Source organism: Amaricoccus sp. B4, from assembly GCF_043226085.1.
GTDB lineage: Bacteria > Pseudomonadota > Alphaproteobacteria > Rhodobacterales > Rhodobacteraceae > Amaricoccus.
The window spans coordinates 731,948-749,348 of record NZ_CP171225.1; the positions used below are offsets into that span (position 1 = coordinate 731,948).

Genomic DNA, 17,401 nt, shown 5'->3' on the forward strand with positions numbered 1-17,401 from the left:
GACCGTGAATGAACATCGACAAGATCCCTGCCGGCAAGAACCCGCCGGAAGACATCAACGTGGTGATCGAGATCACCGGCGGTGCCGCAGGTGGCGCTCCGGTGAAGTATGAGCTCGACAAGGAGTCGGGTGCCGTCTTCGTCGACCGCGTCGTCAACACCCCGATGTTCTATCCCTGCAGCTACGGCTTCGTGCCGAACACGCTCCACGCCGATGGCGACCCGACCGACGTGCTCGTGATCTGCGACTTCCCGCTCTACCCGGGCAACGTCATCAAGTGCCGCCCGATCGGCGTGCTGAAGATGGAAGACGACGGCGGCATGGACGACAAGCTCATCGCCGTGCCGGCCGAGAAGGTCGATCCGTTCCAGGCCCATATCCAGGATCTCGAGGACGTCGCCCAGAAAACCCGTGACCGCATCAAGCACTTCTTCGAGCACTACAAGGATCTCGAGGAAGGCAAGTGGGTGAAGGTCATCGGCTGGGGCGACAAGGCGGAAGCCAAGTCGATCCTGCAGACCTCGCTCGACGCGATGAAGAAGTAAGCTGCCAGGCCCGGATCGCCCGGGCTCCCGGCCAACACGTCCTGCGGCCCGCTGGTGATACCGGCGGGCCGCACTCGTTCCGGAAAGCACCGTTCGCTCCTCCAAGATGCTTGATCGATGACGCTCGCAGCGCGATTATCAACCTCCGGCTGCAACCGGGGCCCGAAGATGGCCCCCAAGGTACCAGCGTATCGAGCGCCCCGAACGGGGCGCTGCATCAGGGAGACTCAGACCATGCGCGACGAAGCCAAGGCCGCAGCCGCAGCGGCTCTGGGACTGGCGCCGCTTCTGCTGGCAGGCCTCGCCCAGGCCGCCGCCATCGAGCGGGCGGTCCCGATGACGGTCCGGCTGCTGTTCGAGGAGGGCACCTACGGCGAGCTCGGCATCGCCTACGGAAATCCGCACCAGAGCGGCGAGAACGCAACGATTGCCCCCGGCGTCACCGTCACCGGCAATACCGGCGATCTCTTCGAGGACTACTGGAACTACAGCGCCGCCTGGAAGAGCGACATCACCGAAAAGCTCTCCTACGCCCTCGTGTTCGACCAGCCCTACGGCGCGGCAACCAGCTACGGTCGCGGCAGCTTTGCCTATCCGGGTTTCTCCTACGACGGCACCTCCGCCGATCTCGACACCTACCAGTTCACCGGCATCCTCGCCTACGATATCCGGTCCGATGTGAAGATATACGGCGGCCTGCGCGCCGAGCGCCTCGACGCCGACGCCTCGATCCCCTTCATCGGCCCCAGCGCAGGCTACCCGCCCTACACCGCCGAAACCGACAAGGACTGGGCCTGGGGCTACCTGCTGGGTGCAGCCTACAGTCGCCCCGAGATCGCGCTCCGTGTTGCTCTCACCTATTACTCCAAGATCGAGCACACGCTTGCGAGCACCGAGTTCGGCACCATTCACGACGAGACCGACATCACCACGCCGCAGGCGGTCTCGTTCGAATTCCAGACCGGCGTTGCCGAGCGCACGTTGCTCTTCGGCTCGGTCCGCTGGGTCGACTGGTCTGAATTCACCATCGCTCCACCTGCCTACACGCAGGTCGTGGGCATGCCCCTTGTCGACTACACCGACGACTGGACGACCTACACGATCGGTGTCGGCCGCCAGTTCACCGACAAGTTCGCAGGCTCCGTCGCCCTCATCTACGAACCCTCCCAGGGCGGCTCGCTCACCACACTCGGACCTTATGACGGCCGCACCCTCGGCGCCGCGGCGTTGAGCTACGACATCGAGCGCATCAACATCACTGGCGGCATCACCTACGGTCGCCTCGGCGACACCTCGAACGTGCTCGACACCACCTACGACGACGGCAGCGTCTGGGGCGCGGGGCTCAGGATCGGATATTCCTTCTGATTCTGGCGATTTCTGGCGGCTTGCATCGCGCGCCCTGCCCCGTTAGGCAGAGCCAAACAGGCCTTCCCGGAAGTCATGATGTTCTACCACTCGCCGCAGGACTGGAGGGATGCCTCCCACAAGCGCGTCGCACTCTTCGGTATGTCCGGCCTCGGCAAGACCCGACTCTCAGCCATGCTGCGCGAGGAGGCCGAGTGGTTTCACTACTCCGTCGATTTCCGCATCGGCACCCGCTATATGGGCGAGCACATCGTCGACAACTTCAAGCGCGAGGCGATGCGCAACCCGTTCCTGCGCAAGCTGCTGATGTCGGACTCGATCTACATCGCCTCCAACATCACCTTTCACAATCTCGAGCCGCTCTCGACCTATCTCGGCAAGCCGGGCGATCCGGCGAAGGGCGGCATCCCCTTCAATGAATATGTCCGCCGCCAGCGGCTCCACCGTGACGCCGAGATCGCCGCAACCCGCGATGCGCTGCTCTTCATCCGCAAGGCGCACGAGATCTACGGCTACGCTAACTTCGTCTGCGACATGTCCGGCTCGCTCTGCGAGGTGGTGGAGCCGGGAAACCCCGAGGATCCTGTGATGGCCGATATCTGCTCGGCAATGCTTCCGGTCTGGATCCGCGGCACGGAGGCTCATCTCGACCTGCTCGCCCGCCGCTTCGACCGCGCGCCAAAGCCGATGTACTACACCGAGACCTTTCTCTTCGACACTTGGAACCGCTACCTCGAGGAACGCGGCGTGGCGCCCGAGGCCGTCGATCCCGATGATTTCATCCGCCACGGCTTCCGCGAGCTGCTCGATCACCGCCTGCCGCGCTATGCCGCGATCGCCCAGCGCTGGGGCGTGACGGTGGAGGCCGCGGAGGTCTCCGAGGTCCGCGATCCGCAGGATTTCGACGCGCTGATCGAAACGGCCCTCGCCCGCACCACGCGCGCCTGACCCGCCCGGCACTGGCGATCTGCACCTTCGCGTGCGGCTTCCCGCGCCCTCAGCGGTGGCAACACGCCGCCGCCATTGACGGCTGATCCCGCGTGAGACAGCGCATTCCCCATGCCAGCCCCCCGCGGCCGACCGGCCCTTGCCCGCCAGACGTGCAGGGCCTATCTAGGCATTCCCCACACGAGAGAAGTGCAATGCCGATCAAGATTCCCGCCGACCTCCCCGCTCACGACGTGCTCCGTCGCGAGGGCGTTGTCGTGATGTCCGAGGAAACGGCACGCCGTCAGGACATCCGGCCCCTCCAGATCGCACTGCTCAATCTCATGCCCAAGAAGGTCCAGACCGAGACGCAGTTCGCGCGCCTGATTGGCGCCACCCCGCTCCAGATCGAGCTCACGCTGCTGCGGATGACCGACCACACCCCGAAGAACACCACGATGGACCACCTCGAAGCGTTCTATCAGACCTTCGAGGATGCCCGGTCGCGCAAGTTCGACGGGCTCGTCATCACCGGCGCGCCGATCGAGCATCTGCAGTACGAGGACGTCTCTTACTGGAACGAGCTTCGCGAGATCTTCGACTGGACCCAGACCAACGTCCATCACACCATGGCGGTCTGCTGGGGCGGCATGGCCATGCTCTACCACTTCCATGGCATCCCCAAGCACATGCTGCCGGGCAAGGCCTTCGGCTGCTTCCGCCACTATGTCGTCGAGCCGACCTCGCCCTTCCTGCGTGGCTTCTCCGACAGCTTCATCGTGCCGGTGAGCCGCTGGACCGAACTCCGCACCGAGGATCTCGAGATCAACGAGGATCTGCGCATCCTGATCCATTCCGAAGATGTCGGCCCCTGCCTCATCGAGGATGCCGATCACCGCGCCCTCGTCATGGTCAACCACCTCGAATACGACTCGACGACGCTCCGCGACGAATACAACCGCGACCTCGCCAAGGGCGGCCAGATCGCGATGCCCATCGGCTATTTCCCCGAGGACGACCCGTCGCGCACCCCCGAGAACCGCTGGCGCAGCCACGGCCAGCTCCTTTACGGCAACTGGATCAACGAGATCTACCAGACGACGCCCTATGATCTCGCCCAGATCGGCCGCTGAGACCTGCCTCCGGGCGGCCCGCCTTGCAGCCGCCGCCCGCACTCCCCATCTCATGATCACAGAATGATGGAGAGCGCCGAGAATGCAGACTTCGACCTTTTCCGCCGCGATGCCCGGCCTGCCCGATCCCGAGCTTGACGGCCAGTTCTATGACGGCGTGCCGACGCGCCGTTTCGTGGCGTGGATCGTGGATGTACTGGTCGTGATGGCCCTCGGAGTGCCGGTCGGCGTGCTCTTCGGGCTGCTCACGCTCGGCTTCGGATTCGCGGCCTTTCCGCTCGTCCTTGCCGGCATGGGCCTTCTATACCGCACCGCCACCATCGCAAACAGCTCCGCAACCTGGGGCATGCGCTTCATGGGCATAGAACTGCGCAAGTCCGACGGTGCCCGTCTCGACCCGTTGACCGCCTTCCTGCACGCACTGATCTATGTCGTATCAATGGCGGTTTTTCCGGTTCAGCTCTTGAGTTGCGCGATGATCCTGACAACCCGCTACCGCCAGGGCCTCGGCGACATCTTCCTGCGGACCACCGCAATCAACCGCCCCGAGCTTTGACAGCCTCGCGATCGCAGAAAAAACGCAACAGAAAGAAGTTGCTCCGCCGCGAGACCTGTTGCTAACGTTTGCGTTCACGGGAGATAGCCGAACGGGACCGCCATGCGTCACACCCTGCCGCAGACACATCAGTTCTACGTCACCGCGCCGCAGCCGTGTCCCTATCTCGACGGCAAGGTGGAGCGCAAGCTCTTCACGGCGCTGCAGGGCGAGAGTGCCACCGGTCTCAACGATGTGCTCTCGCACCAGGGCTTCCGCCGATCGCAGAACGTGCTCTACCGCCCGTCCTGCGGTGCCTGCACCGCCTGTCTCTCCGCCCGCATCGTGGTCGATGACTTCAACTGGTCCCGCGGCCGCCGCCGGGTGATGAAGCGCAACGAGACCATAGAGCGTGTCGCCCGCAGCCCCTGGGCGACCGAAACGCAGTACGAGCTCTTCCGCCGCTATCTCGATGCCCGCCACGCCACCGGCGGCATGGCCGACATGGACATGCACGAGTTCGCCGCGATGATCGAGGAAACCCCGGTCCGAAGCCGCGTCATCGAATACTATCGCCCCGGCCCGAGCGGCAGCCGCCGCGAGCTCGTCGCGGTCTGCCTCACCGACATCCTCTCGGATGGTGTGTCGATGGTCTATTCCTTCTTTGACCCGGATCTCACCCGCGACAGCATCGGCGCCTTCGTGATCCTAGATCACATCCGCATCGCCCGGGAATCCGGCCTGCCGTATGTCTATCTCGGCTACTGGGTGCCCGGCAGCGAGAAGATGGATTACAAGTCGCGGTACGAGCCCCTTGAGATCTACACCGACGGCCACTGGCGACGGCTGACCGAGGCCGACCGCCAGCCCGCCGCCCACGAGCAGGGCGAAGGCACCGCGATCCGCGCCCAGCTCGCCGCGATCGACCTGCCCGCCAACCCGAAATAGGCCGCGTCAGCGCCCGACCCGAAGAGGCCGGGATGGGCTGCGATCTGCCGCCCCGCCTCCGCCAGCAGGCCTGTATCCGCCCCCTCGAGCCCTGAAAGTCCTCGCGCCGCCATGGCCAGCCCCCGTCCGGCGGCGACGGGATCCTGCCCGAGCGCCCCGAGCCGGGCCAGAGCGAGCCTCACGCGCCGCCGCGCCGCATCCGGCAGCGGCTGCGCCTCCAGCCCGTGGAGATGCCGGATCGCGCTTCCCACCGTGAGAAACCCGAGCCCCCCGTCGGCCACGGCCCGGTTCGAGGGCAGCGCGCGCGACGACCAGAACATCGCGACCAGCACCCGGTGCAGGTTCCGCATCCGCCAGGCCTCGCGCGTATCCCACGCTCCGCCGCCGGCTGCGAGCCGCTCGAGATCGGCCACCGTCGCGCGTCGCAGCGCCTCGCGCCGCCGCGTGGCGTCGATCGGATGGATGAGCCGGAACGCCGCCAGAGAGACGAGCGGCCCGCCCAGCACCGCCGCTCCCATCATCAGCGAATGCCCGAAACTCATGGTCTGCGGCCAGGCTGGCTGCAGCAGAAGCAACATCACCATGTTGCAGTCGAAGGCCATCGGCGCCGTGCGGGCATGCGCACCCGGAAGGCCGCCGAGCAGGATGAAGGGCAGGATTGCCACCACGAGCCCCACTTCACTCCCCGCCCACGGCCAGAGGAGCCAGCGGCAGAGGAGTGCCGCGACCACCCCGGCGATCTGGCCGATGAACACGTAGCGCAGCGTCACCACCGGATTTTCGAATGTCGAGAAGATCGAGGTCAGGATCGCGGTGCCGAGCAGCATGAAGCCGCCCATCTCCCAGCCGGTCGCGAGCCACACCGCCCCGACCGCAAGCGCGGCCAGCACGGAACGCACCATCGCCTCGACGCCACCGATCCAGTTGCGATGCAGCGCAAGCGGAGCCGCCTGCCCGCCGGGCGCCGTGGCCGCAGCCAGCCCGTCGAGCACATCGAGAAGCCCGGGATGGTCGCCCGCAAGAGCCGCCGCAGCCTGGAGCGCCCCGGAAGGCCCGTCCGTCGCCCCAGCGGCGGCCTCGAGCGCCGCGCCAAGCTGCGCGTCCGCCTCGGCCGGCCCCACCTCATGCGCCCTGAGCCAGAGCAATGCGGCGACCTGCGCGAGCAGCAGACCGCGAGCCTCGCGTACCATGCGCCGGGCCCGGCGGGACCCGGCCCCCTCGAGATCGAGCGTCATCTCGATCGCCGCCATCTCGGCAAGCATCGCCTCCTGCCCGGCCCGCTCGAGCCGCCGCCCCGCCAGATGCGCCGCAATGTCGCGCAGCAGCGGCGCCGTAAGCGCCCGTGTCCGCTGCACGGCATCCGCCGCCCGCCCCGGCGCCGCGAAAAGCAGCCCCGCGAGCAACGCCGTCAGCACACCGAGCGCCACGGTCAGTATCCGGTCGAGCCCGAGGGCGAGGATATGATCGGGGTGCGCGCTGTCGAGCAGCGTCACCATCGCCGCCGAATAGCCCGCAAGCATCGCCCCGTAGGAGGCAAAACCGCGCAGCACGTTGCCGGTGAAGCCGCAAAGCCCGAGCCAGAGCGCAAGCCCCAGCACCAGAAGCTCCGGTGCGCCCCCCGAGACCATCATCAGGCCCATGCCGTAGACCGCGCCGAAGATGGTGCCGAGCAGCCGGTAGGCGCTCTTCTCGACGAGCTGCCCCCGCACCGGCAGCGAGGCGGCCCAGACTGTCATCGCCGACCATTGCGGATGCTCGAGCCCGAGCGCCCAGGCCAGCAGCAGCGCGGCCGAGGCGGCGAGTGCCGTCCGCATCCCGAACGCGAGCCGCCCGCGGTCGAGCCCCAGTGTCTCCAGAAGCCCGCTCATGCCCCACGCTCCTCCCGCACCTGCGCGATCCGCGCCTCAATCCGCCCGAAACCCCGCAGCATCGCTGCAAGCTCCGCATCGTCGAGATCGATGAGCATCTCCTCCTCCGCCGCCTGCAGCACCACGAGAGCAGCCTCGACCGCGGCCACGCCCGCGGCGGTGAGAAACAGCGCCCGCGTGCGCCGGTCGTCCGGCGCGGGCCGCCGCTCGATGAGCCCGCGTCCGCAGAGCACGTCGAGCAGCCGGACGAGCGAGGAGGCATCTATCCCGACACGCGCCGCGAGCTCGGCCTGCGAGATGCCGCCACCGGACCGGCGCAGATGCACGAGTGGCGGCCAAGTGGCATCGGTGAGGCCGATCGCCGCCATACGCTCGTCGAGCGCGCGCCGCCAGCGGCGGGCGAGCCCGACAAAGATGAAACCGAACTGAAGACGGGGGGAGATGGCGTGGTCCTGCATGGCGCTCCATTGCCATACCATTCATTTGAATACCAACTATTTGTATGCCATGCCGGATATGCCCCGTTAGACCGGTGATCCCGAAATAAAACTTCACGTTCGCAGCGCAGCACGCAATTATGTGCGAACTCTTTGGTTGACCGCATCCTCCGACCTGCATAATGAAGGCCTTCCAGGGAGAATCGCATGAACCATTCGGTACTCATCGTAAGACAGCGCGGGAGACGGACAGGACACTAGGCCCTGTCCGGAACCCGCGCATGGGCCCCTTCCGAGGGGCCTTTTGCTTTTGGAGGCAGCGGCTCCGGGCGGTTCCGGGCCGCGACAGATCGGAGTTTTCATCATGACCCGTCGCATGAGCGGTGCACAGATCGTTGTTCAGGCCCTGAAGGACCAGGGCGTGGATACCGTGTTCGGCTATCCCGGCGGCGCGGTGCTACCGATCTATGACGAACTGTTCCAGCAGAACGACATCCGCCATATCCTGGTCCGGCACGAACAGGGCGCGACCCATGCCGCCGAGGGCTATGCCCGCTCAACCGGCAAGCCCGGCGTCGTCCTCGTCACCTCCGGACCCGGCGCCACCAATGCCGTCACCGGCATGGCGGATGCGCTGATGGATTCGATCCCGATGATCGTCCTCTCCGGACAGGTTCCGACCTTCCTGATCGGCAACGACGCCTTCCAGGAGGCCGATACTGTCGGCATCACCCGGCCCTGCACCAAGCACAACTGGCTGGTGAAGGACACGGACGCGCTGGCCAAGACCATCCATCAGGCCTTCCACGTCGCGACCAACGGCCGCCCCGGCCCGGTCCTCGTCGACATCCCGAAGGACGTCCAGTTCGCCACCGGCAGCTACTGCACCCCGGAAAAGACGCCGGTTTCGCACTACCAGCCGCAGCGCAAGGGCAATCCGGAGGCGATCCTCGCCGCTGTCGAGGCGCTGGAAAAGGCCGAGCGTCCGATCATCTATTCGGGCGGCGGTGTCGTGAACTCGGGCCCCGCGGCCTGCGGCCTGCTGCGCGAGCTCACCGAAACCACGGGCTTTCCCATCACCTCGACCCTGATGGGCCTCGGCGCCTACCCGGCCTCGGGCAGCAACTGGCTCGGCATGCTCGGAATGCATGGCACCTACGAGGCCAACTGGGCGATGCATGACTGCGACGTCATGCTCTGCATCGGCGCGCGGTTCGACGACCGCATCACCGGCCGCACCGACGCCTTCTCGCCCGGCTCCTTCAAGGTCCACATCGACATCGATCCCTCGTCGATCAACAAGAACATCCATGTCGACGTGCCGATCGTCGGCGATGTCGGCTCGGTGCTCGAGGACATTCTGACCCTCTGGAAGGAGCGCGGCTCGAAGACCAATTCCGCCGCGATCCAGCGCTGGTGGAAGCAGGTCGGCATCTGGCGAGACCGCAACTGCCTCGAGTTCCGCAACTCCGACAAGATCATCAAGCCGCAATACGCGCTCCAGCGCCTCGAGGCCCTGACCAAGGATCTCGACCGCTACATCTGCACCGAGGTCGGCCAGCACCAGATGTGGGCCGCGCAATACCTGGGCTTCGAGGAACCGAACCGCTGGATGACCTCCGGTGGGCTCGGCACCATGGGCTACGGCATGCCGGCCTCCGTCGGCATCCAGATCGCCCACCCCGAGAGCCTCGTCATCAATGTCGCGGGCGAAGCGTCGTGGATGATGAACATGCAGGAGATGTCGACCGCCGTGCAGTTCCGCCTGCCGGTCAAGCAGTTCATCCTCAACAACGAGCGCCTCGGCATGGTCCGCCAGTGGCAGCAGCTGCTCCATGGCGAGCGCTACAGCTCCTCCTGGTCCGAGGCCCTGCCCGACTTCGTGAAGCTGGCCGAAGCCTTCGGCGCCAAGGGCATCCGCTGCGACAACCCCGCCGACCTCGACGAGGCCATCCGCGAGATGATCGCCTACGATGGCCCGGTGATCTTCGACTGCCTCGTCGAGAAGCACGAGAACTGCTTCCCGATGATCCCGAGCGGCAATGCCCACAACGACATGCTGCTCAACGAGGATGTCGCCACCAACGCGATCGGCGCCAAGGGCGCGGTGCTCGTCTGACCATGCCCGCCGCGCTCAAGAACTTCGCGTGGTCCAGCCTCCGGGAAGAGTATCTCGACTATATCTTCCTCGGAGAGCTGTGCCGGGAGTTCTGGCGCCGGGACATGCCCGTGGACGTCCTCCGCTCGCACACCGATCGGAGCGGTTTCGGCCTCGCGCGCGATCACTTCCTCTGGTTCGGCGCCCCCGATCCGGCCGCACCGATGCCCACGCTCGGCACGCGGATCGCACGGCACGCCAAGGCAAATGCGCAAGGCATCAAGGCCTCGCGCCCCAATATCCGGGTCCTCAACAAGGGCCAGTTCGAAAAGATCGACGGCTTCGATGCCCTCGCCTCGCGGCTCTTCCCCGCCGGGTTCGCAGAGACCGTCCTTCCCGTGATGGAGACGACAGGATGAACGCACTCGCCATCAAGCGCGGCGCAAGCCGCCACAGCGCCTACGACCTTCGCAATCCGCTAGGTGATCACCAGGAAACCCACACGCTCGCCGTGCTCGTCGACAACGAGGCCGGCGTGCTTGCCCGTGTGATCGGCCTCTTCTCCGGCCGGGGCTACAACATCGACAGCCTCACCGTCGCCGAGACCGACCACGAGGGCCATCGCTCGCGCATCACCATCGTCACCACCGGCACCCCGGCGGTGATCGAGCAGATCAAGGCCCAGCTCGGCCGCATGGTCCCGGTGCACGAGGTCCATGACCTCACCGTCGAGGGCCCGGCCGTCGAGCGCGAGCTTGCGCTCATCAAGGTGGCGGGCACCGGCGAGCGCCGCGTCGAGGCGATGCGCCTCGCCGACGTCTTCCGCGCCCGTGTGGTCGACACCACGCTCGAAAGCTTCGTCTTCGAGATCACCGGCGCGCCCGAGAAGGTGGACGCCTTCGTCTCGCTGATGCGCCCGCTCGGCGTCGTGGATGTCGCCCGCACCGGCGTCGCAGCCATCGCCCGCGGCGCCGACGGCATCCTCGCCTCCCGCCCGATGCCCTGAAGGCCTTCGGCCGCGCCGCCCTCAGCCCCTGCGAAAGGCCGAGGGCGGCGCGCCAAACGCCTTGTGGAAGGCGGCGATGAAGGCGCTCGGCGTCGAATAGCCGAGCCGCACCGAAAGCGCCGCCGAGCTCTCCCCGAGCTCGAGCCCCTCGAGGGCCAGCATGAAGCGCATCCGGCTGCGCCACGCGCGAAAGCCGAGGCCGGTTTCCGCCGCAAAGAGCCGCGCCAGCGTCCGCTCGCCCACCCCGACATGCCGTGCCACCTCCGGCAGCCCGAGCCGCGCGCCGCCCGGCGCCAGCAGCGCGTCCATCGCCGCCACCAGCCGCCGGTCCCGCCCGCCCGGCAGCCGCAGATCCGGCTGCTCGAGCCGTGCCATCTCGTCAAACGCCACCCAGGCGAGCCGCCGCGCCGCCGCCGCACTTAGCCGCGCCCCCTCCGCCCCGGCAAGCCGCCCGGCGATCCCGCGCAGGAGGGGCGTCGCGCGCACCACCACCGGCCGCTCGGGAAGCCCGCTCCGCGCCGCATGGCGGGCATCGACATAGAGGTGATGCACCAGGATCTCGGTCTGCGCGACGAGCTGGTGCATCATCCCCGGCGGAATCCAGATGCCGTGCCGTTCCGGCACGAACCAGACATCCTCGCCCACCTGAAGCCGCATCAGCCCGTCATAGCAAAGCGCGAGCTGCGCCCGCGGATGGCTGTGCGGGGCAATGGCGAACCCACGCTCGGCCCGCCCGACCCAGGCGATGACCGGGCGCCGCGGATCCTCGAGAAAACCCCGCGGCGAGGGCAGCGGCAGACCCTCCACGGCCACTGTCCGAATTTCGACATCTTTTGTCATTCTATCGTTCTGTCACATCCGGCGCGGAACCGCTATCGCGGAGACCTGTTCGGAGAAGCGGAGTTCGGCCATGAAACACGGCGCACAGATCCAGTTCGGTGTCATCCTTGCCGCGGCAGCGGCCATCGCCCTGACCGTCCCTGCCGGGCTCGACCGCCACCAGGCTCACACGCTTGCCATCGTGCTCGTGACGCTCGGCCTCTGGAGCACCGGCCTCGTGCCTGCCTTCCTCGGTACGCTGATCTTCTTCACGCTCCTGCTGATCCCGGGCCTTGCCAGCCCCGAGCTGGTGTTCTCGGGCTTCACCGCGCCCGCGATCTGGCTGGTGATGTCAGGCTTCGTGCTGGTCGCCGCGATCCGTATCACGGGGCTCGGCACGCGCCTCGGCAATGCCGCCGCGCCGCATCTGTCGCGAAGCTATCCGGGCCTCATCGCCGGGCTCGTCGCCATGGGTGCCGCACTTGGCTTCCTGATGCCCTCCTCCGTCGGCCGCTCGATGGCGCTTGTGCCGATCGGCATGGCGCTGGCCGAAGCGCTCGGCTTCGAGCGCGGCTCGAACGGCCGCACTGGCGTCGCGCTCGCTGTCGCCTTCGGGTGCAACATCCCGAGCTTCGCGATCCTGCCCGCAAACCTGCCCAATATGGTGCTCTCGGGCGCCGCGGCGCATCTGCATGGCATCAGCATCGGATACACCGACTACCTCGTCCTGCACTATCCGGTTCTGGGCATCCTGAAATCGGTGGCCATCGTCGCCCTGATCCTGCGCGCCTATCCTGCCAGGACCGGCTCCCCGGCCGCCGTCGCGGCGCCCGCCCCCTCAGACGCAGGCGGCGGAACCCGGCAGCAACTCTGGCTGCTCGGCCTCCTGTTCGTCACCCTCGCCCTCTGGGCGACAGACCGGTTCCACGGCATCAACCCCGCCTGGATCGGGCTGGCCGCCGCCGTGATCCTGCTCCTGCCCCGCGTCGGTCTCGTCTCGCCTGAGGCGTTCCGCAGCGCCATCGACTTCGGCACCCTGCTCCTCGTCGCCGGCGTCCTCGGGCTCGGCGCCGTGGTGAGCGCCAGTGGCCTTGGCGAGCGGCTGGCCGAACTTGTGACCACCGTCCTGCCGCTGGCCCCCGGCCGGGATTTCGCGAACTTCCTGTCGCTCTCGGCGCTTGCCACACTTACCGCGCTCATCTCCACCATGCCGGGTGTCCCGGCGGTGCTGACCCCACTCGCCCCCGATCTCGCCGCCGCAACCGGCTTCTCGGTCGAGGCGGTCCTGATGACCCAGGTGATCGGCTTCTCGACGGTGATCTTTCCCTATCAGGTCGCGCCGCTCATCGTCGCGATGGGGCTTGCGGGCGAGCCGGTCCGCGCCCTTCTGCGCGTCACCCTGGCGCTGGCGCTCCTGACCTTCGTCCTGCTCGTCCCGCTCGATTTCATTTGGTGGAAGCTTCTCGGCTGGATCTGAGCCCGGCGCGCGCCCTCGCCTCAGAGCGGGCGGTCGATGGAATCGTAGATGTCCTGAAGCTGCTGCTGGCGGCGGGCATAGGCGGCGCGGATGCAATCGGCGTCCGCGCCGCAAGCCATCCGCTCATGGAGCCATTTCGCCTGATCGTCCATGATGTCGCCGCGGCGCCCCATCGCAAAGAGCCCGGTGAGAAAATCGAGGGTCGTCACCATCCGCACATCGGCATCATTGAGATCGCGTTCATTGCAGATCACCTGCTCGTCGGGTGCGAGATCGGGCAGCGTGCAGTCGAAGCTCGCCGCGCCAGCCGCCGGAGCAAGACCGGCTGCACCGAGAAGAATGGCGCCGATCACCGCCCCGTGGCCTCGCTTGCGTTTCATTCTGCTGCCTGACTTCCCTGACGAATTGTTAAAAGGTTGCCATACGGATGCCATATCGATTCCATACGGAATCCATATGGATTCCAGCTACCCCGCGGCGGCGGCTCACCCGAGCTGCACCCCCCGGCGCCCGGCGAGATCGGTCACATACTGCCAGGCCACACGCCCCGAGCGCCCGCCCCGTGTCTGGCTCCATTCGATCGCCTCGGCCCGCAGGGTCGCATCATCGATCGCGATCCCGAAGGCATCGCAATAACCCCTTATCATGCCAAGGAAATCATCCTGGTTGCAGGCATGAAAGCCAAGCCAGAGCCCGAACCGGTCCGACAGCGAGACCTTCTCTTCCACCGCCTCGCTCGGATTGATCCCCGCCTGCCGCTCGTTATCGATCATGTCCCGCGGCATAAGATGCCGCCGGTTCGAGGTCGCATAGAGGATCACATTCTCCGGCCGCCCCTCGATCCCACCGTCAAGAACCGCCTTCAAGCTCTTGTAATGACTGTCATCCTTATCAAAAGACAGGTCGTCACAAAAGAGGATGAAGCGGCTCTCCGAGTGTCGCAGGATATTGAGCAGCCGCCCAATGCTCGGCAGATCCTCGCGCTGGATCTCGATGAGCTTCACACCCGGATGCGCCAATGAGGCTTCCGCGTGCACAGCCTTGACAAGGCTTGATTTTCCCATGCCCCGCGCGCCCCAGAGCAGCACGTTGTTGGCCGGAAAACCACTCGCAAACTGCATGGTATTGGCCAGAAGCGTATCCCGCGCCCGGTCAACTCCCACGAGCAGAGAGATCCCGACCCGCGCCACCTTCACCACCGGTTCCAGCCGGTCCGGCGCAACGTGCCAGACGAAAGCCTCCGCCGCATCCAGATCCGGGCGCCCGAAGGGGGCCGGGCTCATTCGTTCGAGCGCTTCGGCAACTCGCAACAAGAGCTCGGAATCGCTCACGATTTTTCCTCGACCGCGTGCTCGTCGGATTCGAGATCCTCGTCCCAGAGCCCCTGCGCCCGCAGTTCGGCTTCGCGCTTGCGCTCGACCATCCGCACCAGAATGATCGATACCTCATAGAGCCCGTAGACGACCGAGAAGAGAATCACCTGCGATACGACGTCCGGCGGCGTTGCGACCGCTGCGAGGGTCAGGATACCGACCACAGCATATTTCCGCGTCCGGCCAAGGCCTTGCGCGCTCACGAGCCCGGCCTTGCCCATGAGCGTGAGCAGCACCGGAAGCTGGAAGCAGAGCCCGAACGCGATGATGAACTTCATCGTGATCCCGAGATACTCGTTGATCGTGCCGAGGAACTGGATTCCGACTTCGCTGTCAGCCATCGCCGCAGGATCGAGGCCTTCCGGCGCAAACTGTTGAAAACTCAGAAAGAAGTCGAAGGCGAGTGGTAGGATCACATAGTAGGCAAACGCCGCCCCGGCAATGAAGAGCGCGGGCGAGGCAAAGAGGAACGGCAGGAACGCATTCTTTTCCTGCCGATAAAGCCCCGGCGCAACGAAGCGCCAGAGCTGGTAGGCAATGATCGGAAAGGCGAAGACGAAGCCCCCGAAGAGCGAGATCCGCACCTGGGTCATGAACCCCTGCTGAAGCCCGGTGAAGATCAGGTCCGGCTTCTGCCCGTTCGCGATCAGCACCTGAGACAGCGGATGGGCCAGAAAATTGAAGATCGGCCGCGCCACGGCAAAGCAGAGGATCATGCAGACGGTGAAGGCGAGCACCGAATAGATCAGGCGCGTCCTCAGTTCGGCGAGATGCTCGATGAGCGGCGCCGTCGTGTCGTCGATATCCCGGTCAGTCATGGGGTCTCGTTCATGGCGCAGTGCTTTTGGCACCGGGGGTATCCCCTTGCGTGGCCGGAGCGCTCTTTGCGCCACCGTCCAAATCCGCCGCGGGCTCGGGTGCCGCGGGATCAGGCTGCAGATTGTCGGAGCGCGACACTTCGGCTGAGGCTGGCGCAACGGGCTTTGCCGTCGCCGTGCCGCTGGCCGAGGCGATGTTGTCGAAGGCGGATTTGATATTCACGCGATCGACGGCCTTTAATCCGTCGGCCGCCTCGTTGAGGCCGCTCTGCTCAGCAGCCTGCTCAAGCGAACGTTGGAATTCACGCGCCATGGCCCGCGCCCGGCCGGTGAACTGGCCGACGGTGCGGAAAAGTCCGGGCAATTCCTTCGGGCCCACCACGATCAGCGCGACGATCCCGATCAGCAGAAGTTCCGACCAGCCGATATCCAGCATGTTTCAGGCCCCGTCTTGCAGACCAGTCCGTGCGTCTGCCGGGCTCAGGCCTTGTCCTTCTCGGGCGTCACATCGCGAGCGCGTTCAGGATCGCTTTTCGAGGCATTCTCGATTTCATCGCTGCCTTCGCGAATTCCGCGCTTGAAGCTGGTGATGCCCTTCCCGACCTCGCCCATCAGGCCCGCTACCTTGCCGCGGCCAAAGAGCACCAGCACCACAATCGCAATCAGGATCAGGCCGGCCGGTCCGATATTGTTCAGCATGTTTCGTCTCCGTTGACGAACCGGCACCTGCAAGGCACCGGCCTCCACGCCACACACATATGGCGTCTTCGAGCCGCATTCAAACCCCAATCGAAGTGTATCCGCCAGAGCGTCATGCGAAATACGGGGTGTCGAGCACCCTCTGCTGCCTGCAGGGGAAGACGAAGCAGCGGTCGCGCCTGAGCGACAGCCAGAGCGGCGTGCCGACCTTGGGCAGGAACACGCCCGGGATCGTGGCCTTGAGCTGCGAGCCATCGTGATCCATCACCAGTTCGACGATGCTCTGGTTGCCGATGAAGCGCGCCCGCACCACCCGACCACGGGCCGGAACACCGTCCTGCGCCGTGGGGAGCGGCCCTCTGCCGTTCCGGTCGAAATCCATCTTGAGGTGCTGAGGGCGGATGATGATCTCCACGTCGGCCTTGTCGGCGAGGCCGGGCGTGAGGAACTGGCCAAAGGGCGTATCGGTCTGGAAATCCTTTACCACGCCGTGGATGACGTTGATGTCGGAGAAGAACATCGCCGCCTCCTTGTCCACGGGGGCATTATAGATGTTGTAGGGTCCGCCCACCTGCACGATGCGTCCGGACCGCATGAGCGCGATCTGATCGGCCATGCGCATCGCCTCTTCGGGCTCGTGGGTAACGAGCATGACCGCCGTGCCTTCTTCCTTCAGGATCTCGAGCGTCTGGTCGCGGATATCATCGCGAAGACGATGATCGAGGCCAGAGAAGGGCTCGTCCATCAGCAGGATGGGCGGCCGGGGCGCAAGCGCCCGAGCCAGTGCGACACGCTGCTGCTCGCCGCCCGACAGCTGGTGCGGATAACGCCCGGCATGGCTGCCGAGGCCGACACGTTCGAGGAGGGCAAGGGCACGTTGCCGACGCTCGGATGCGCCGCCGCGGGCCCCGAAGGCCACGTTCTCCTCGATACGGAGATGCGGGAAGAGCGCGAAATCCTGGAAGACGAGGCCGATATCGCGCTTTTCCGGCGGGATGTAGACGCCGTCACCTGCAACGCGCCGCCCGTCGACCTTCACAATGCCGCGGGTTTGCCGCTCGACACCGGCGGCAATCCGCAGAAGCGTGGACTTGCCACAGCCCGAGGGGCCAAGCAGACAGGTGACTTCCCCTTCGCGCAGGTCGAGCGAGACATCACGCAGCACGGTGCCATTGCCATAATCATGGCCGATGCCCTCAAGCGACAGCCGTATCGCGGGCTGTTCCATTCCGGCATCCTTCACGCAGCACCCCCATTATCCGATCAAATTCATCGGGCTTTGAGGGAGATAACAGCGGCTGGGTCCTGGCGCAAGGTATGAGGTCCGACCTTTCCCGCATGAGGGCCCGT

General features: G+C 66.0%; 18 protein-coding genes and 1 pseudogene. 10 read left to right on the top strand and 9 right to left on the bottom strand.

The features are described 5' to 3' along the window. Positions 1-8: 8 nt before the first annotated feature. From ppa to ACF66B_RS03480, 6 genes are all read left to right on the top strand, one after another. Positions 9-545 carry an inorganic diphosphatase gene (ppa, locus tag ACF66B_RS03455; RefSeq protein ID WP_111428234.1) on the top strand — a complete coding sequence of 179 codons (537 nt, stop codon included), beginning with the start codon at positions 9-11 and terminating at the stop codon, positions 543-545. Between the two features lie 234 nt (positions 546-779). Then, on the top strand, positions 780-1,913 hold the full coding sequence (locus ACF66B_RS03460; RefSeq protein WP_162683125.1) for an outer membrane protein transport protein: 1,134 nt from the start codon (positions 780-782) through the stop codon (positions 1,911-1,913). A 78-nt stretch (positions 1,914-1,991) separates the two neighbouring features. After that, the gene (locus ACF66B_RS03465; RefSeq protein WP_111428232.1) at positions 1,992-2,861 is read left to right on the top strand and encodes an ATPase; all 870 of its coding nucleotides are present in this window, start codon (positions 1,992-1,994) and stop codon (positions 2,859-2,861) included. Between the two features lie 194 nt (positions 2,862-3,055). Beyond that, the gene (gene metA / locus ACF66B_RS03470; protein WP_111428231.1) at positions 3,056-3,973 is read left to right on the top strand and encodes a homoserine O-succinyltransferase; all 918 of its coding nucleotides are present in this window, start codon (positions 3,056-3,058) and stop codon (positions 3,971-3,973) included. Positions 3,974-4,055: 82 nt separating this feature from the next. After that, a complete protein-coding gene (locus ACF66B_RS03475; RefSeq protein WP_111428230.1) occupies positions 4,056-4,529 on the top strand; it encodes an RDD family protein in 474 nt (157 codons plus the stop codon). A gap of 102 nt (positions 4,530-4,631) precedes the next feature. Beyond that, positions 4,632-5,456 carry an arginyltransferase gene (locus tag ACF66B_RS03480; RefSeq protein ID WP_111428229.1) on the top strand — a complete coding sequence of 275 codons (825 nt, stop codon included), beginning with the start codon at positions 4,632-4,634 and terminating at the stop codon, positions 5,454-5,456. A gap of 83 nt (positions 5,457-5,539) precedes the next feature. On the opposite strand, the pseudogene ACF66B_RS03485 reads toward ACF66B_RS03480, so the two are convergent. Both ACF66B_RS03485 and ACF66B_RS03490 read right to left on the bottom strand, forming a co-directional pair. Beyond that, positions 5,540-7,324 (bottom strand): annotated as a pseudogene (locus ACF66B_RS03485) (FUSC family protein); the annotation flags it as partial. Beyond that, positions 7,321-7,782 (bottom strand): MarR family transcriptional regulator, encoded by a 462-nt coding sequence (locus ACF66B_RS03490; protein WP_111428227.1) that lies wholly within the window; start codon positions 7,780-7,782, stop codon positions 7,321-7,323. The gene ACF66B_RS03490 and the pseudogene ACF66B_RS03485, both read right to left, overlap by 4 nt. 343 nt (positions 7,783-8,125) lie before the next feature. Between ACF66B_RS03490 and ACF66B_RS03495 the strand changes: the two genes are divergently transcribed. The 3 genes from ACF66B_RS03495 to ilvN are packed head-to-tail and all read left to right on the top strand — an operon-like array spanning position 8,126 to position 10,865. Beyond that, positions 8,126-9,880: an acetolactate synthase 3 large subunit gene (locus tag ACF66B_RS03495; protein ID WP_111428226.1), complete on the top strand. Its 1,755-nt coding sequence runs from the start codon at positions 8,126-8,128 to the stop codon at positions 9,878-9,880. A gap of 2 nt (positions 9,881-9,882) precedes the next feature. After that, positions 9,883-10,278, top strand: a complete 396-nt coding sequence (locus ACF66B_RS03500) for a hypothetical protein (RefSeq protein WP_111428225.1) — start codon at positions 9,883-9,885, stop codon at positions 10,276-10,278. Beyond that, positions 10,275-10,865 carry an acetolactate synthase small subunit gene (gene ilvN, locus ACF66B_RS03505; RefSeq protein WP_111428224.1) on the top strand — a complete coding sequence of 197 codons (591 nt, stop codon included), beginning with the start codon at positions 10,275-10,277 and terminating at the stop codon, positions 10,863-10,865. The genes ACF66B_RS03500 and ilvN overlap by 4 nt, the downstream gene beginning before the upstream one ends. A gap of 21 nt (positions 10,866-10,886) precedes the next feature. On the opposite strand, the gene ACF66B_RS03510 is transcribed toward ilvN, so the two are convergent. After that, positions 10,887-11,705, bottom strand: a complete 819-nt coding sequence (locus ACF66B_RS03510) for a helix-turn-helix transcriptional regulator (RefSeq protein ID WP_111428223.1) — start codon at positions 11,703-11,705, stop codon at positions 10,887-10,889. 70 nt (positions 11,706-11,775) lie between these two features. On the opposite strand from ACF66B_RS03510, the gene ACF66B_RS03515 reads away from it, so the two are divergent. Beyond that, positions 11,776-13,161 carry an SLC13 family permease gene (locus ACF66B_RS03515; RefSeq protein WP_111428222.1) on the top strand — a complete coding sequence of 462 codons (1,386 nt, stop codon included), beginning with the start codon at positions 11,776-11,778 and terminating at the stop codon, positions 13,159-13,161. 20 nt (positions 13,162-13,181) lie between these two features. On the opposite strand, the gene ACF66B_RS03520 is transcribed toward ACF66B_RS03515, so the two are convergent. The 6 genes from ACF66B_RS03520 to ACF66B_RS03545 form a co-directional block, all read right to left on the bottom strand. Further along, the gene (locus ACF66B_RS03520; protein ID WP_111428221.1) at positions 13,182-13,541 is read right to left on the bottom strand and encodes a hypothetical protein; all 360 of its coding nucleotides are present in this window, start codon (positions 13,539-13,541) and stop codon (positions 13,182-13,184) included. 105 nt (positions 13,542-13,646) lie between these two features. Then, a complete protein-coding gene (locus ACF66B_RS03525) occupies positions 13,647-14,444 on the bottom strand; it encodes an ATP-binding protein (RefSeq protein ID WP_111428913.1) in 798 nt (265 codons plus the stop codon). Between the two features lie 44 nt (positions 14,445-14,488). Next, positions 14,489-15,352 (bottom strand): twin-arginine translocase subunit TatC, encoded by an 864-nt coding sequence (gene tatC, locus ACF66B_RS03530; protein WP_111428220.1) that lies wholly within the window; start codon positions 15,350-15,352, stop codon positions 14,489-14,491. Between the two features lie 10 nt (positions 15,353-15,362). After that, positions 15,363-15,788: a Sec-independent protein translocase protein TatB gene (gene tatB, locus ACF66B_RS03535; protein WP_111428219.1), complete on the bottom strand. Its 426-nt coding sequence runs from the start codon at positions 15,786-15,788 to the stop codon at positions 15,363-15,365. Positions 15,789-15,832: 44 nt separating this feature from the next. Continuing rightward, entirely contained in the window at positions 15,833-16,051 is a 219-nt protein-coding gene (locus tag ACF66B_RS03540) for a twin-arginine translocase TatA/TatE family subunit (protein ID WP_111428218.1), read from the bottom strand. 112 nt (positions 16,052-16,163) lie between these two features. Continuing rightward, positions 16,164-17,279 carry an ABC transporter ATP-binding protein gene (locus tag ACF66B_RS03545; protein ID WP_111428217.1) on the bottom strand — a complete coding sequence of 372 codons (1,116 nt, stop codon included), beginning with the start codon at positions 17,277-17,279 and terminating at the stop codon, positions 16,164-16,166. Positions 17,280-17,401 lie beyond the last annotated feature (122 nt).

Bases quoted from the DNA above. Each gene is read 5' to 3' on its own strand.
- ACF66B_RS03525 (WP_111428913.1), bottom strand. From the start codon at position 14,444: ATGAGCCCGGCCCCCTTCGGGCGCCCGGATCTGGATGCGGCGGAGGCT.
- ACF66B_RS03480 (WP_111428229.1), top strand. From the start codon at position 4,632: ATGCGTCACACCCTGCCGCAGACACATCAGTTCTACGTCACCGCGCCG.
- metA (WP_111428231.1), top strand. From the start codon at position 3,056: ATGCCGATCAAGATTCCCGCCGACCTCCCCGCTCACGACGTGCTCCGT.
- ACF66B_RS03510 (WP_111428223.1), bottom strand. From the start codon at position 11,705: ATGACAAAAGATGTCGAAATTCGGACAGTGGCCGTGGAGGGTCTGCCG.
- ACF66B_RS03540 (WP_111428218.1), bottom strand. From the start codon at position 16,051: ATGCTGAACAATATCGGACCGGCCGGCCTGATCCTGATTGCGATTGTG.
- ACF66B_RS03475 (WP_111428230.1), top strand. From the start codon at position 4,056: ATGCAGACTTCGACCTTTTCCGCCGCGATGCCCGGCCTGCCCGATCCC.
- ACF66B_RS03465 (WP_111428232.1), top strand. From the start codon at position 1,992: ATGTTCTACCACTCGCCGCAGGACTGGAGGGATGCCTCCCACAAGCGC.
- ppa (WP_111428234.1), top strand. From the start codon at position 9: ATGAACATCGACAAGATCCCTGCCGGCAAGAACCCGCCGGAAGACATC.
- ilvN (WP_111428224.1), top strand. From the start codon at position 10,275: ATGAACGCACTCGCCATCAAGCGCGGCGCAAGCCGCCACAGCGCCTAC.
- ACF66B_RS03520 (WP_111428221.1), bottom strand. From the start codon at position 13,541: ATGAAACGCAAGCGAGGCCACGGGGCGGTGATCGGCGCCATTCTTCTC.
- ACF66B_RS03460 (WP_162683125.1), top strand. From the start codon at position 780: ATGCGCGACGAAGCCAAGGCCGCAGCCGCAGCGGCTCTGGGACTGGCG.
- ACF66B_RS03515 (WP_111428222.1), top strand. From the start codon at position 11,776: ATGAAACACGGCGCACAGATCCAGTTCGGTGTCATCCTTGCCGCGGCA.
- ACF66B_RS03490 (WP_111428227.1), bottom strand. From the start codon at position 7,782: ATGCAGGACCACGCCATCTCCCCCCGTCTTCAGTTCGGTTTCATCTTT.
- tatC (WP_111428220.1), bottom strand. From the start codon at position 15,352: ATGACTGACCGGGATATCGACGACACGACGGCGCCGCTCATCGAGCAT.
- ACF66B_RS03495 (WP_111428226.1), top strand. From the start codon at position 8,126: ATGACCCGTCGCATGAGCGGTGCACAGATCGTTGTTCAGGCCCTGAAG.
- tatB (WP_111428219.1), bottom strand. From the start codon at position 15,788: ATGCTGGATATCGGCTGGTCGGAACTTCTGCTGATCGGGATCGTCGCG.
- ACF66B_RS03545 (WP_111428217.1), bottom strand. From the start codon at position 17,279: ATGGAACAGCCCGCGATACGGCTGTCGCTTGAGGGCATCGGCCATGAT.
- ACF66B_RS03500 (WP_111428225.1), top strand. From the start codon at position 9,883: ATGCCCGCCGCGCTCAAGAACTTCGCGTGGTCCAGCCTCCGGGAAGAG.